Source organism: Vicinamibacteria bacterium (genome assembly GCA_035620555.1).
In the GTDB taxonomy this organism is placed as follows: domain Bacteria; phylum Acidobacteriota; class Vicinamibacteria; order Marinacidobacterales; family SMYC01; genus DASPGQ01.
This window is the reverse complement of the sequence record DASPGQ010000586.1, coordinates 1-13,946: the sequence shown is the minus strand read 5'-3', so window position 1 is coordinate 13,946 and position 13,946 is coordinate 1. Positions and strand designations below refer to the sequence as shown.

Annotated in this window: 9 protein-coding genes; 6 read left to right on the top strand and 3 right to left on the bottom strand. The window is 63.1% G+C overall.

The window, feature by feature from the left end:
• Window positions 1-136: 136 nt before the first annotated feature.
• From VEK15_23880 to VEK15_23860, 5 genes are all read left to right on the top strand, one after another.
• Window positions 137-1,897, top strand: coding sequence for a CRTAC1 family protein (locus VEK15_23880; protein ID HXV63761.1), 1,761 nt, complete (start codon window positions 137-139; stop codon window positions 1,895-1,897).
• Window positions 1,894-2,841, top strand: coding sequence for a tetratricopeptide repeat protein (locus VEK15_23875; GenBank protein HXV63760.1), 948 nt, complete (start codon window positions 1,894-1,896; stop codon window positions 2,839-2,841). Before VEK15_23880 ends, VEK15_23875 begins: the two co-directional genes overlap by 4 nt.
• 7 nt (window positions 2,842-2,848) lie before the next feature.
• Window positions 2,849-4,045 (top strand): hypothetical protein, encoded by a 1,197-nt coding sequence (locus VEK15_23870; GenBank protein ID HXV63759.1) that lies wholly within the window; start codon window positions 2,849-2,851, stop codon window positions 4,043-4,045.
• 182 nt (window positions 4,046-4,227) lie between these two features.
• The gene (locus tag VEK15_23865) at window positions 4,228-5,466 is read left to right on the top strand and encodes a hypothetical protein (GenBank protein HXV63758.1); all 1,239 of its coding nucleotides are present in this window, start codon (window positions 4,228-4,230) and stop codon (window positions 5,464-5,466) included.
• A 33-nt stretch (window positions 5,467-5,499) separates the two neighbouring features.
• Window positions 5,500-6,708 carry a hypothetical protein gene (locus VEK15_23860; protein ID HXV63757.1) on the top strand — a complete coding sequence of 403 codons (1,209 nt, stop codon included), beginning with the start codon at window positions 5,500-5,502 and terminating at the stop codon, window positions 6,706-6,708.
• A gap of 30 nt (window positions 6,709-6,738) precedes the next feature.
• Here VEK15_23860 and VEK15_23855 read toward each other — a convergent pair whose 3' ends face one another.
• The 3 genes from VEK15_23855 to VEK15_23845 all read right to left on the bottom strand — a co-directional run bounded on the left by VEK15_23855 (window position 6,739) and on the right by VEK15_23845 (window position 12,225).
• Window positions 6,739-7,098, bottom strand: coding sequence for an SH3 domain-containing protein (locus VEK15_23855; GenBank protein ID HXV63756.1), 360 nt, complete (start codon window positions 7,096-7,098; stop codon window positions 6,739-6,741).
• A gap of 65 nt (window positions 7,099-7,163) precedes the next feature.
• A complete protein-coding gene (locus tag VEK15_23850; protein ID HXV63755.1) occupies window positions 7,164-9,335 on the bottom strand; it encodes a fumarylacetoacetate hydrolase family protein in 2,172 nt (723 codons plus the stop codon).
• Window positions 9,336-9,621: 286 nt separating this feature from the next.
• Window positions 9,622-12,225, bottom strand: coding sequence for a cyclic nucleotide-binding domain-containing protein (locus VEK15_23845; protein HXV63754.1), 2,604 nt, complete (start codon window positions 12,223-12,225; stop codon window positions 9,622-9,624).
• 315 nt (window positions 12,226-12,540) lie between these two features.
• On the opposite strand from VEK15_23845, the gene VEK15_23840 reads away from it, so the two are divergent.
• A partial coding sequence (locus VEK15_23840) for a hypothetical protein (protein ID HXV63753.1) occupies window positions 12,541-13,946 on the top strand: 1,406 nt, incomplete at its 3' end.

Sequence of the window (13,946 nt, the reverse complement as noted above, 5' to 3'; positions counted from 1 at the left end):
GATTCCATTGAAAGACTTCACCCCTGCGAGCTACAGCGTGGCCGTGAAGGTCACCGATGAGGTCACGGGCGAAGCCATCACGAAGGATGTTTCCTTCACCGTGCGGTGAGGCGCTCTCTTGACGAGGATCGGCTCGGTGCGTGGCATCGGGATGATCGTCGGGATGGCATTTTCTGTGTACGTCTGGCCGTTTTCGGGACTCGCACGCGGAAAGATGCCGCCACTGTTCGAGAACGTCGCGAGAGAGTCGGGAATGGACTTCGTGAACGTCAGCGGCGAGATCGACAAGCCCAACATCACCGGCTCACTGGGCTCGGGCGCTGCGCTCTTCGACTACGATCAGGACGGGGACCTCGACGCCTTTCTCGTCAACGGCGCACGGACGGCCGGAGTGGAAGTACGAGAGCGGCTCCCGAATCGCCTCTTCCGCAATATGGGAGGGTGGAGGTTTCTCGACGTTACCGCCGAAGCGGGTGTCGGCGATCTCGGATGGGGCATGGGCTGCGCCGTCGGGGATTACGACAACGACGGGCTTCCCGATCTCTACCTGACCAATCTCGGGGCCAACGCCCTTTATCGCAACCTCGGAGACGGGACGTTTCGAGACGTCACCGACTCTGCCGGCGTCGGTGACCCGAGCTGGGGCACGAGCGCGGCCTGGATCGATGCCGACAGGGACTCTGACCTCGATCTCTTCGTGGTCAACTATCTGGATCCTTCGATCCGCAAAGTCCCCTCTCGCTCCAGCTCGATGGTGCACGCCCCGGGTGTGCTCGGAGACATCTATTGTCGTTTTCAGGACGTGCCGGTTTTTTGCGGCCCCGCGGGTCTCGTGGGCGCGGCAGATGTCTTCTATCGCAACGAAGGCGACGGACGCTTCTCCCTGGCAACCCACGCTTTTGGAATCGATGACTCCGCCGGTGCTTACGGTCTGGGCGTGGTCACGCTCGACTATGACGGAGACGGGTCGATCGATGTGTATGTGGTCAACGACGCCATGCCCAACCAGCTCTACCGAAACCGGAATGGCCAGGGCTTCGAAGAGGTGGGCTTGACGGCGGGCGTCGCCTACAACGCCAGCGGACGAGCCGAGGCTGGCATGGGCGTGGACGCCGCCGATGTGAACCGGGACGGTCTTCTCGATCTATTCGTCACGAACTTCTCGCACGAGACGAACACGCTCTACGTCAATCAAGGGGGCGGTGTTTTCATCGACCGCACCGAGGAGCTCTTCCCCGGCCGCCCCAGCTTTTCCTACCTGGGTTGGGCCGTCCGTTTCCTCGACTTCGACCTGGACGGGGACGAGGATCTGTTCGTTTCCAACGGGCACGTCTTTCCCCAGATCGAGGGCCGCGAGGTGGGAACGAGCTACCGCCAGCCGAACCAGATATTCGAGAACGACCGAGGGCGTTTTTCCGAGCTGGCGCTTCCGGGAAACGACGCGAGCCGGGAGCTCGAGTCCTCCCGCGGCGTCGCCTTCGGAGATCTCGATGACGACGGAATGGTCGACGCCGTGGTGGTCAATATCGACTCGTCGGCCAGCCTTTTGAAGAACACCGGAAGCCTCCGGGGCAATCGGCACTGGATTGGCTTCCGCCTGATCGGTCGAAGCGTGAACCGCGATGGCTATGGCGCCAGGGTGACGCTCGCGCTCGGCGATTTCGTGCTCGTGAGAGAGGTACATGCTTCCGGGTACCTTTCATCGAGCGATCTACGAGTTCATTTCGGAATCGGAAATCACGACCTGGTGGAATCTGCAAGGGTGAAATGGCCTGACGGCAGCGAGCAGCGCCTCGAGCCACTCGCGGCCGACCGGTATCACACCATCGTGCAGGAAGCCGCATTCGCGACCGTCTCCCGTTCGGTAACGGGCGACTCATCTGGAGGTGGACCATGATCCATGGCGAGATCCGGACCGACAAACGTGTCCTTTGTCTATTCTCGTTCTCGATATCTCTGTTTTTCCTGCCCGCGCTCGCGATGGGCCAGGCGGAGCTCGCGACGTTCCGTGGCAAGGTCGTCGATGTCGAGGGGAATCCGATCGCCGATGCCACCATCATGCTCGAAGACCAGACCATGGGCGGTACCATCACCGTCGACACGAACGACAAGGGCAGCTTCTACCGCCGAGGACTACGACCCTCGGAGTACAAGCTGACCATCACCAAGGAAGGCTACATGGACCTCGAGGTGCCGCTGCAGTTTCGGGCGGGTGAGGAAAAACGTGAAGAGTTCCAAATGGTGGCCGCTATGTCGGGCGCCGAGGCCGCCTTCCAGAAAGGCATCGAGGCGTTCAACGCGGGCCAGTTCGAAGCCGCGATCGAGGCATTCGAGGAAGTCACCCGGTTGTCGCCCGAGACCCCCGAAGGCCATACCAATCTCGCCCTCGCCTACATTCAAGTCGAAAAGATGCCCGAGGCGATTCAGGAGCTCGAAAAAGCGGCGGAGCTCGCGGCCGACTTCCGCACCTGGGCACAGCTCGCGATGGCCTACGTTCGGGTCGATAGGCTGCAGGCGGCGGCTCGAAGTTTCGAGACCGCCCTCGAAAAGGAGCACGACCCTCAGGACCCCGTCGCCTACGAGTGCTGGATGGCATTGGGCTCTCTCTATTTCGCCGACAACCGCGTCGGGGATGCGGTGGCCGCGTACGAGAAAGCTCTCAGCATCGATTCGAGCTCGGCCGAGGCCCTGGTAGCGCTCGGGAAGTGCCAGTTCAACCTCAGGGATATGGACAAGGCTCGGCAATATTTCCAGCGGACGATCGATACCGCGCCCAGCTCTCCTCAAGCAGAGGAGGCCAGGGCGTTTCTCGAAGAGATCGAGAAACAAAGCCAACCATGAGGCTTCGATGAGACGAAGGAGCACACCTTTGCAGCGGACGCAGAGCGCGGGGGCCATGTCGTTGGCGATGGCGGTGGGATTGTCCATCGGCACGACGGGGCGCGGTCGGGCCGAGACCGAGGTTCCGTCCTTCGAAGTCGATCCCGCCTGGCCGAAACCGCTTCCCAACCGATGGCTCGTCGGGGCGGTGGTTGGCGTTGCCGTCGATTCCAGTGACCACGTGTGGATCGTGCATCGGCCGCAGACCCTGCAGCCCAACGAGACGCGTTCGATCTGGCGCGCGGCGCCGCCAGTGCTCGAGCTCGATTCCGAGGGCAACCTCGTCTCGTCCTGGGGTGGTCCGGGCCAGGGATTCGATTGGCCCGATCTGGAGCACGGCATCCACGTCGACGACGACGGCCACGTGTGGCTGGGCGGAGGAGGACCGGAGGACGCGCAGATTCTCAAATTCACCCGCGAGGGCAAGTTCTTGATGCAGATCGGTCGCAAGGGGCAGAGCGGTGGGAGCAACGACATCGACAACCTCGGCGGTGCCGCCCACATGCACCTGGACCGAACGGCGAACGAGCTCTATGTTGCCGACGGCTACGTGAACCACCGCGTCATCGTTTTCGACGGCGAATCCGGGGCGTACAAACGTCACTGGGGTGCCTATGGAAAACGGCCGGACGACAGCTACTTCGAGAAAGCGGGCGAGCACCTCCCGAGCCCGTTCAGCGGCGCCGTGCAGCACGAGAACGCCCCCAGCCAATACGATCCCGACGGGCCGCCCGCGCCCCAGTTCCGCATCGTGCACGCCGTGCGCATCTCGAACGACGATCTCGTTTACGTGTGTGACCGTACCAACGACCGGATTCAGGTCTTTCAAAAGGATGGCACGTTCGTCAAGGAAGCCTTCGTGGCGAAGAAGACGCTCGGGAGCGGCTCGGTATGGGACATTGCTTTCTCCTCCGACCCCGCGCAAACGTTCCTCATCGTTCCCGATGGAACCAACCAGCAGATCTGGATTCTGGTGCGAGAGACCCTCGAGGTGGTGAGCTCATTCGGACACGCGGGCCGCTGGGCGGGGCAGTTCTACGGCGCGCACAACATCGACAGTGACTCGAAAGGTAACCTCTACATCACCGAAACCTACGAGGGGAAACGCGTTCAGAAGTTTCGCTACCGAGGGATGGCTCCGGCAACGACGCCAATCATCCCGTAGCGAGCGGTCAAAGGCGGCCGGACGACGCGAGCCGGCGGCGCTCGGGAGCGCCGCGTCGCCACAATCGGAGACAATCTGCCACACTCTCTTTCTGCGTTTCTCTATCCGCGGCTGATAAATTGATTACCCGCGTACGGAGTCCTGGCAACGGAAGGCGACGTTTGCGAACCAAGGAGGGCAGGATGAGGACACGATTCGTTTTTTTGACGCTGCTCTGTTCGGCAATTTCCTTCGCGTCGGGAACATTCGCCCAGCAACGGGGGGGACAAGAACTGTTCGGTCCCTACGAGCCCGTCGTGGATTGGCCAAAGCCCCTCCCCGATGGCCCTGACGGGGTCAAGCACGAGGGATGGACCTGGGGATCGATGGGAAGCATCTACGCCGAGAGCCCGGACCGCGTCTGGATCGCGATGCGGGGAGAGCTGCCTCTGCCTGCGGGCGCAGCGCCGTGGACGCCCTACGGGCTACTGGATCCGCCACGACGTGCCACCGGCAACGACGACGGTCGCAACGCCCGGTGCGAGCCGACCGAGACCCGCGGATGGGAACGGCGGTACCACCACGTGATTTTCGTGGTGGACCGCGAAGGTAATCTCGTCCAGGACTGGAAAGAGCACGACAAGCTGTTCGACGTGCCTTGCGGCCGCGGCCCGCACAAGATCAAGATGAGCCCCTACGACCCCGACAAACACGTGTGGATCATCGACGACCAGCTTCACGTGATCCACAAGTTCACCTACGACGGAAAGCTCGTCATGACCCTGGGCACCACGGGCAAGAGAGGTCGTGATGCCGGAAAGCTCTTCGACCGGCCCACCGACGTTGCCTGGCTTCCCGATGGCACGTTCTTCATCAGCGACGGTTACGGCGGGACGCGGGTTGCGAAGTTTGACAAGGACGGCAAGTTCATCAAGGACTGGGGCAAAGCTCCCGCCGACCCCAAGAACCCGGGCCCGAACGAGTTCAACACCGTGCATAGCATCGCCGTGACCGCCGACCGTCGTGTCGTGGTCGTGGATCGGGGGCATGGGCGCATCCAGATTTTCGACGAGGACGGCAAGTTCCTCGATCTGTTCCCTACCGGACCGCAAGGACCGTCGGTCGATTACCCGCTCGGGGCCGTGGTGTCCCGGCCTTACTCCCACCTGATCACGGCAGATCAGGCGCTCTGGGTGTCGGACGGCGGCACCAACCGCATCCTCAAATACGATCTGAAGGGTCACTACCAGTACGGCTGGGGCGGGGGTGGTCCCTACCCCGGTCAGTTCGGCGGTCCCCACGCCTTGACGGTGGACCAGGACGGAAACCTCTATACCGCCGAAGTCTTCAACGGCCGCGTACAGAAGTTCCGGCTCAAAGCCGGAGCCGATCCCGCGAAAGCGGTGGGACAAGAGGTACGCTACCCGCCGAGCTCCAACTGACGTCGCTCTCACTGCGACTCTTTTTGAAGGTCGATGCACGAGCTCGATAGGGTCACATCTTTACGGGCTGCGATCGGGCTGATCGCATTCGTCATCGTTGGCTGCGCCGGGTCTCCACCGGATAACGAACCGGTCCAACCGACGATCGCAAAGGTGGACCTCGGTGACTACGAGGTCGTCGAGGACTGGCCCAGGCCCTTGCCCGATGACGATCTCTCCCACGAAGGATGGACCTGGGGGTCGGGCGCCGGGGTGTGGGTCGAGACCCCGGACAAGGTCTGGGTCTCTCAGCGCTCCGAAATCGAGCTTCCGCCCGGAGCCGCGCCGTGGACCTGTGGCTGCTTGCTCGAGCCGCGCAGGACGAACACCGGCAGGCGTGCCTACTCCGGTGAGGAGCGCGACTATGCGATGCGGCGGCACCACATCGTCTGGGCCGTCGACCGGGACGGCTCAGCGATCGAAGAGTGGCTTCACCTCGACGATTTCTTCTTCCCTCCGGGAAGCCTCGCCCGCGGACCCCACAAGATCAAGATCAGTCCATACGATCCCGAGAAGCACGTCTGGATCATCGACGACGACCTGCACGAGATCCACAAGTTCACCAACGACGGCCAGCTGGTCATGACCCTGGGCGAGCGTGGGGCGCCCGGACGCGGGCCGAACCATTTCAATCGCCCCACGGATATCGACTGGCTGCCCGACGGCACTTTCTTCATCGCCGACGGTTATGCCGGCACCCGCGTCGCGAAGTTCGACCCCGGCGGTGAGTTCCTGCTCGACTGGGGGCAGCCGCCCAAGGATCCCGACAACCCCGGACCCGGCGAGTTCTGGTCGGTCCACAGCATCGGCATCAGCAACGACCGTCGAATTTTCGTCGCCGACCGGGAGCATCATCGCATGCAGGTCTTCGACGAGAACGGCAACTTCCTCGAAATGTGGCCCACCGGACACGACTCGGCGGTGCTCACTCACTATATGACGGCCGACGACTACATCTGGGTCGCCGACTGGACGACCGACCGGCTCATCAAGTACGACCTCGACGGAAGGTACATTCTCGATATCGGGGGGCACGGTCCGCTCCCCGGACAGTTCGACGGGGTCCATCAGATCCACGTCGACCAGGATGGAAATCTCTACGTAACCGAAGTGGCCAACGACCGCTCGCAGAAATTTCGCCCGAAACCGGACGCGGACCCCGCCAAGCTCTTAGGCCCGCCGGTGGGAGGCTGGTCGCCTTAAGAATGAAGCAAGGTTTGGCGACACCGAACGCTAAGGCTCCGGTTTCTCATCGACGACCTCGACGGTGGATTCGTGAACAAAGCCGCGATCTTCGTTCTCGTACCAGCGCATCACGATCCCCGTCTCCTTGAGCTCCGGAACCAGCTCGACTTCGAGCCACTCACCCCTGCGCCCGATCACTTGCAGGACGGTGTCCTTCGCGACGACGACGAGCACGGGACGGGCCGTCGTGGGGCCCGTGTGCACGTTCGCGCTCTTCGGGACTCGGACAAACGACTCGGCTTCCGGCTCCTGAGCAGTCGATGCCGCTAACGGCGCAAGCGTCAGCGCGAGAAAGCACGAGGCGACGGTCGGCCAGCCGCGGCGGGATTCGGTTCTCTCCGTTGTCATTCTCGCCTCCGGTGCGCAAGCGTTGTGCCCCGCAACACCGGGGCACAACGGTTTCCATCACCCTGTTACGGTTGCGAGTCCGTGGTAGCTCGACGCGGGAACGCCTCCTCGTGCGCCTTGATCTTGTGGGTGAGCTGGCCGATCCCGTCGATCGTGGCAACGATGACGTCGCCGGGCTTCAGGAAGATTTGCTCCGGCCTCACGCTTCGTGACATACCCGTTCCCGCAGGGCTCCCTGCCCCAATGACGTCGCCGGGCTCGAGCGTCACGATCGCCGAGCCCCACTCGATGAGCTCGTAGATGTCATGGATCATGTCTTTCGCGCTGCCATCCTGCATCAGCTTTCCGTTGACGGTGAGCTTCTGAGTGAAACTCATCGGGTCCTCGATGAACTCGGCGGGAACGATGTAAGGACCCAGCGGAGCGTGCCCGTCGTGCCCTTTGCCGATGAACCAATCCGAGCGATTCTCGCCGGGACGACGACCGTCGCGCGAGGACATGTCGAGCTCGATGGTGTAGCCGAAGATGTAGTTCTTCGCATCCGCGGCGGAGACGCGTTTGGCTGGCTGTCCGATGACGACACCGATCTCGCATTCCCAGTCCATGCTCGGACGCCCGCGGGGCATGACGATGTCGTCGCCGGGATGCGAGACTCCGGCGGAGGTCGTCTTGATGAAGAGGTAAGGGATGCCTCGCTCCCTCCGGCGCGCCTCGGCCTCGCGAGCCTGTTCCTCCGGAGTTCCGGTCTCCCCAACGTGTCCATAGTAGTTGGCGGCGGCGTTCAGGATCTTCCCCGGGTAAAGGATCGGTGCGAGAGTACGAACGCGGGCGACGTCATGGACATAGGAGGGACGGGACTGGCCATCGATCATGTTCGGCTTCGTCACATGGTTCACGATTTGATAGAGCCGATCGCGCAGCCCGAGATGGTAACGGCCGGCGAGCTCCCTCATATCCTTGGCCATCGAGATAGGGGAATGCATCGGATTCAACTCGTAGTCCCGGTTCGCCGCGTCCAGCTCGACAACGTAGCGATCGCGGAGAACGAGGCCGAGCGTCGGCGTTCCCTGGATCGCGAACGTGCCGAGCTTGAACGGCTCGGACACCGTGACCGACGACGGTTGCCCGGTGTAGAGCGGCGGAGGCGGATCGGGCTCGGGAATGACCTCGTGATGCAGGCTTCCGATCCCCTCGATGGAGGCAACCACGACGTCACCCGGCTTCAGGAAGGGGACGGGGGCATCGCGTACGGTGAGTGAACGCGCGGTACCCGCGGTGCTCCCCGCCGCCACGACGTCCCCACTCTCGAGCGTCGTGATGGCGGAACCGTACTCGATGAGCTCGTAGATGTTGAAGATCATGTCCGAGCTACGCGCGTCCTGCATGAGAACGCCGTTGACGGTGAGCTTCTGCCAGATGTCCATGGGATTCTCGATGAACTCTGCGGGAGTGACAAAGGGTCCCATCGGGGCGAAGGTGTCATGGCTCTTGCCGATCAACCAATCCGAGCCGCCGAAGCGCTCGTCGCCACGACCTCCGCGGTCCGAGACGTCGATCTCGATCGTATAACCGAAAATGTGGTTCTTGGCTTCGTCCTTCGTCACGTACCTCGCCGGTCGTCCGATCACGACGCCGATCTCGCACTCCCAGTCGACGTCGGGTCGGCCTTTGGGCGCCCAGATGGGATCGCCGTCGCCGATGATCGCCGAGGGGAGCTTGTGGAACAGATACGGCATTCCACGATCCTGGCGAATTTGGGCGATGACCCGCTGGTATTCCTCGGGCTGAGCTCCCTCGGATACATGGCCGTAATAGTTACCGGCGGCGTTGAGAACCTTGGAGGGACGCAGGATGGGAGCAAGAATGCGCACGTTCTTCACATCGTGAACGTAGGCCGGGCGATCGACCGAATCCAGCTGATCGGTCTCGACCAGGTGGTTCACGATCTGGTAGACGCGGGGCTGGAGCTCCAGATGGTAGCGGCCCGCGAGCTCCTTCATGTTTTCGGGCATGGTGATCTTGGCGTAAAACGGACGGCGCTCGAGAGCCCGATTCGCTTTGTTCAGCTCCACGACGAATCGATCGCGAAGCACCAGCGCCAGGGTGGGTGCGCCGTCGAGCTCGATCGTGCCGAATTTGAACTTCTCGACCGGCTCTACCGCTGATTCGACCGGCAGCGCCACCGTCACCGTCAGGATGGTCGCGGCGCTCAATGCCAACAAGAGTCTCCGTATCATCGTTATCCTCCCCCGACACAGATCACGGCTTCGCGACGATCGCACGCGAGCGTCTGCGCGTCGGGCTTCATCTCTGGGCAACCATTCTAATGACGTTGGCCCGAGCGTTCGAGCGGTTCATTCGAGAAGGTTACATTCGGCGACAATTTGTTCGACAGACTCGTCGTCCGCCATCGCGGACTTCTAGAGTGCTCAATGCCGTGGCGGGACCTGCGATCGCCCGGCCGCCGTAGTTTTCATCAGCCTGACTAGATGTCAACGTAAGTAATGATGACTACTGTCGGAGCTAGCCTTCGGAGCGCCGTTCTCCCGCAGCTCGGAACAACATTCGGCGAATGATGCGCGTCAGGTTCGCCAGCAGAGGATTCGTGACGCGCTGCCGCAGCAGCAAGCGGGCGCGAAAATAGGAGCCGGGAATGCGCAGAACCTGAAGCGGCCCATCCTTTGGGCGTACGGTTGCGCTCCGCGGACCACCATCGAGAAGCGAGAGCTCTCCTACTACGGCACCACAATCCAGAACTTCTACCTCGTGCTCGTCTTCGCTGGAATCGTCTTTGCTAGCCACAACGACGCTGGCGCGACCTCCAACGACGATGAACAAGTCGTCGGCTTCGGGGTCGCCCTCCTTGCAGAGCACCTGAGGAGCCACGCACGTCTCCTGTTGGGCAACAAGCGACAGGTCGTACAAGTCCTCGGGATCCAGCCCGGAGAAAAGAGGAACCAGCCGCAGGAACTGCATCCTCTCGATCGTGGGAAGCTTCGAAAAGCTCGACTCGGACACGGATCCGATCGTTCTCCACAGCTGTGCGAGCGCGACGCTCGTCTCGCCCTTCACCGTTTGAGACCCGGAGGTCTGGAGACGAGCTTGAGATGGTTCTCCACCGCTGGCCCCCGCTTCGGTCTCGGCAATCTCGAGGATGTGACGCGCTCCCGCTACCGCCGTCTCATTGACGAGCTCGTTCGGATCCTCGATGGCTCGCGCAAGGATGGGACCGGCAGCGATTCCGAGCTCCTTAGTGGCGGTCCATATCGCAGCCGCTCGGACGTAAGGATCCGTGGACGATGCATGACGCTCGAGGAGCTCCGTGAGGGCAACGGGATCCGGGACGGATTCCGGAATGCGCTCGACGATCGCGGCTTCGAGAGCTCTGACGAGATCTTCGTACTCGGCGCGCTCGCGGGCGAGCGATTCGACCGCCGACTGGCGCGTCTCCCGGTCGTCGCTGGCGATACGGAGACGAAGCGCTTCGACCCGCGCTTTGTTGCCCATGAGCGCGAGGAACTCCATGGCACGGCGCACCGCTGCATCCTGGGCTTGCAGCAGGAGTCCGGCGAGAAACCTCCTGGAGACGGACCCGTCGCGGCCGAGAGTGGCCAAATCCCGATGCATGGCCACGGCTAATTCCACCTGACTGGCGGCCCTTCGGCGAAGAGGCCCGGCCTCGCCCCGGATCTTTTCCAATGTCGAATCGTGGTCCTCCCGGCTGACGCCGAAAGCCTGACGAAGCTCCTCGATCTCGCGGTCGGGAGCGCGGCGAAGCAGTGCCTCGGAGAGCGCCGTCTGGTAGCCGGCCAACTGGACTCGCTGTTCGAGGCTGGTGGTGTCCGCCCGAGCGAAGAGCTCCCGCTCCTCTGCAGACAAGCGGGCGACGACCGTCTCGTGCTCGCGGGTCGAGATCCCGAACTGCTTGCGAACCTCCTCGAGAAACCGAAGCTCTCCGCCCCGGACGAGACCGTCGGCGATGATTTCCTGAACGGTGCTCGCGTAGGCCGCCAAGTGTTTCTCGCGGGCATGCTCGTCGGCCTTGATCCAGGCGTAGACCTCATCGGGCTCCTGGGGTGGCGGATTGTCGAATGGCCAATTGCGGAGGAGCTTCGTGGCTCCCCTCTCGCGAATGTAGTGCTCTCGCCGACGCCGCCAGCGCTTGGTGAGAAAGAGAGTCGCCACGGCCGGGGTAATGAAAGCGACCGCCCGTGTACCGCCGGGCAACTTCCGCAGCGTGGGAGCGCCAGCGAAGAAAAAGAACGTGACGAACGCGGTAAATGCCGCCAACGCCAGAGCGAGATGACGCCGGCGTTCGGCGTCCGACGCGAGCCTTCCGAGCGCCGACTCGACGAGCCGGAAGACTCCATAGGAGAGGGCCGAGAACGCGAGAAGCGTCAAGCTCGCGGCGGCGAGTGCCGGGATACCTTCAATAAAGAAGAACCCCGGCCCCAGGAGCAGGCTCGAATCGAAGGGTGTTCGAGTCCACCGGCCGTCGAAATAGGCTTCCCAGCTACCGTGCCGTAGCCAGTAATAGGTGTAGAAAGCGAGTACCAAACCGGGAAACGCGAAGGTGGCCAGCCGCCGGCCTTCGGTCATCAAATCTTGCCAGTACCCGTTCTCCTGGTCGATGTCAGGGCAGTGTTTCTTGCAGGCGGTGCAACGTTCGCACTGAGAGTTCGAAGGGCTCCGAATCAGCGAGCCGGGCTCGGTGTAAACCCGCTCGATCAGACCCACCGGACAAACGAAATTGCACCAGGTCTTGCCGGTGAAAACGGTATTGGTGAGTGCTGCGGCCAGGGCGAGGGCGATCAGGAGCCCGCCGAGCAAACGCCCGTCGCCGTTCGTCGCCACCAGTCGCATAACCAGCATCGCCAGGAGCACGCCGAAAGTCACGACGAAAAACCAGCGTTCGAGCCAGGCGGGAACCCGACGCTGGCTGCGGCGATTGAGCCGCCTTCCGATCTCGCCGAAGTAGGCAAGCGGGCAAAGCCGTCGCCAGTTGGAGAATCCCATCAACACGATGGACATCGGCAACAACGGCAAGAGCATCGTCCAGAAGAGCCGCGGTTGCCAGTCATAGAGAAACCCGGCGACGACGAGCCCGACATACCCCAACACGAGCACGAAACGCGTCCACTCTTGCCAACGCGTGTTGGAGTCAGCGGAAGCCGCGATCGAGGGAAAGTGGCTCAATGTGTTATGAGGGAATGCGCCAAGAGAAATCCATCGCTTCCTTCGTGCTCGCAGAAAGTCCGCAGCGACCGAAGATGTTCGGTAGGAAGAATACTAGGCACTCTAATGCAGCGAAGCAAATCAAAGGTTGGAAGCCCGTTAGCCAAGCCGATGTTGGGGACTTGGATTCACGGTCTTGACGACGCCGGGATGGGTTCATATAGTCCCTCCTTCGCCGCCCTGAGAACGGCGGAAAGTGAGGAACGCATGAAAGGAACAGGCTGGAGCTCGATCAAACGTCTCTGCGACTCGAAGCTTCAGGTCGCGACGATGGTGGCGCTGGTGGCTGCCGCCGCTTGCACGGCTCCGGAGCCACCCGCTGAGCTCCCCGTCGAGCTGCCGGTAATCGAGCTCGAGGAGCACCCCGCGATCGAAAACCACCTCGAGCAGCGTGACGTCGTCGGGGGCGCCATGTCCTTCCAGCAGCTTTTTACCGCGGGCGACGATCTCTTCCACGCCGTCTATAACGGGCTCGACGGGGTCGGCGCCATGCGCACGGCAGGCGGCGCACCGCTTTCGCGCTTCTCGAACGGCCCGGTGGGCGGCGGGCAGCCCATCGCCGTCAGTGCCCAGGCCTGCGGGGACTGTCACGCGAAGCCCTTCGAGGCCGGCGCCGGGCACGCGCACACTCGCGTCCTGCCGGATCCCGACGCGGACGGCTCGTCGCCGTTCAATGCTCGGGCGACCACGTCCCTCCACGGAAATGGTCTGCTCCAGCTCCTGGCTCAGGAGATGACCGAAGAGCTCCAGGCGGCGCGCGACAAAGCGGCCGATGACGCGCGCGCGAGCTCGGGAACGCCGGTACAAAGCGCCCTCGTCGCCAAGGGGGTGGAGTTCGGCCAGCTCGTCGCCACCGCCGACGCCAACGGCGGCGTCACTTACGACTATTCGGGCGTCGTCGGCGTCGATCCCGATCTGGTGGTTCGCCCGTTCGGCTGGAAGGGTTTCGTTCCCGTCCTGCGAAGCTTCGTCCTGGCCGCAGCCAACTTCGGAATGGGAATGCAGGGTGAGGAGTTCGCCTGGCGTTTGCCCCCCGAGCGCCAGCCCGATGCGGACGAAGACGGGGTCGAGCGCGAGCTCACGGTGGGAGACGTCACCGCGATGACGATCTACAACGCGAGCCAGGAGACGCCGCACGGGGTCGCGCACCTCGCCGAGCTCGGCATGGTGGCACGTCCCGACCCCTCGGCCCTCGCCCGGGTCGAGCAGGGCAGCGGGCTGTTCGAGAGCATCGGCTGCGCGAGCTGTCACCGGCCCGAGATGCGGCTCATGAACACCGTCTTCGAGGAGCCGACGAATCGAGGCAACGGCCACTACCTCGATGGCTTCCTCGCTTCGAAGGACACGGACTATGATCCCGAGCGGCCGGTGCGATTCGACATGATGACCGACGCCCAGCCGCCGCGCGTCGAGGCGCACCCCGAGGGCGGCGCGGTCGTCCGGCTCTACGGCGACCTCAAGCGACACCGGATGGGCCGCCAGCTCGCCGATCCCGCGGGTCCCCAGGTCGTCTTCGACTCGACCCTCGCGCCGCTCGAGATCGACGGCGAAGTGCGCTTCGTTCCCCCCGACGTGTTTCTTACCGCCGAGCTCTGGGGTGTCGGCTCCACCCC

Bases quoted from the DNA above. Each gene is read 5' to 3' on its own strand.
- VEK15_23875 (HXV63760.1), top strand. From the start codon at position 1,894: ATGATCCATGGCGAGATCCGGACCGACAAACGTGTCCTTTGTCTATTC.
- VEK15_23870 (HXV63759.1), top strand. From the start codon at position 2,849: ATGAGACGAAGGAGCACACCTTTGCAGCGGACGCAGAGCGCGGGGGCC.
- VEK15_23865 (HXV63758.1), top strand. From the start codon at position 4,228: ATGAGGACACGATTCGTTTTTTTGACGCTGCTCTGTTCGGCAATTTCC.
- VEK15_23860 (HXV63757.1), top strand. From the start codon at position 5,500: ATGCACGAGCTCGATAGGGTCACATCTTTACGGGCTGCGATCGGGCTG.
- VEK15_23855 (HXV63756.1), bottom strand. From the start codon at position 7,098: ATGACAACGGAGAGAACCGAATCCCGCCGCGGCTGGCCGACCGTCGCC.
- VEK15_23850 (HXV63755.1), bottom strand. From the start codon at position 9,335: ATGATACGGAGACTCTTGTTGGCATTGAGCGCCGCGACCATCCTGACG.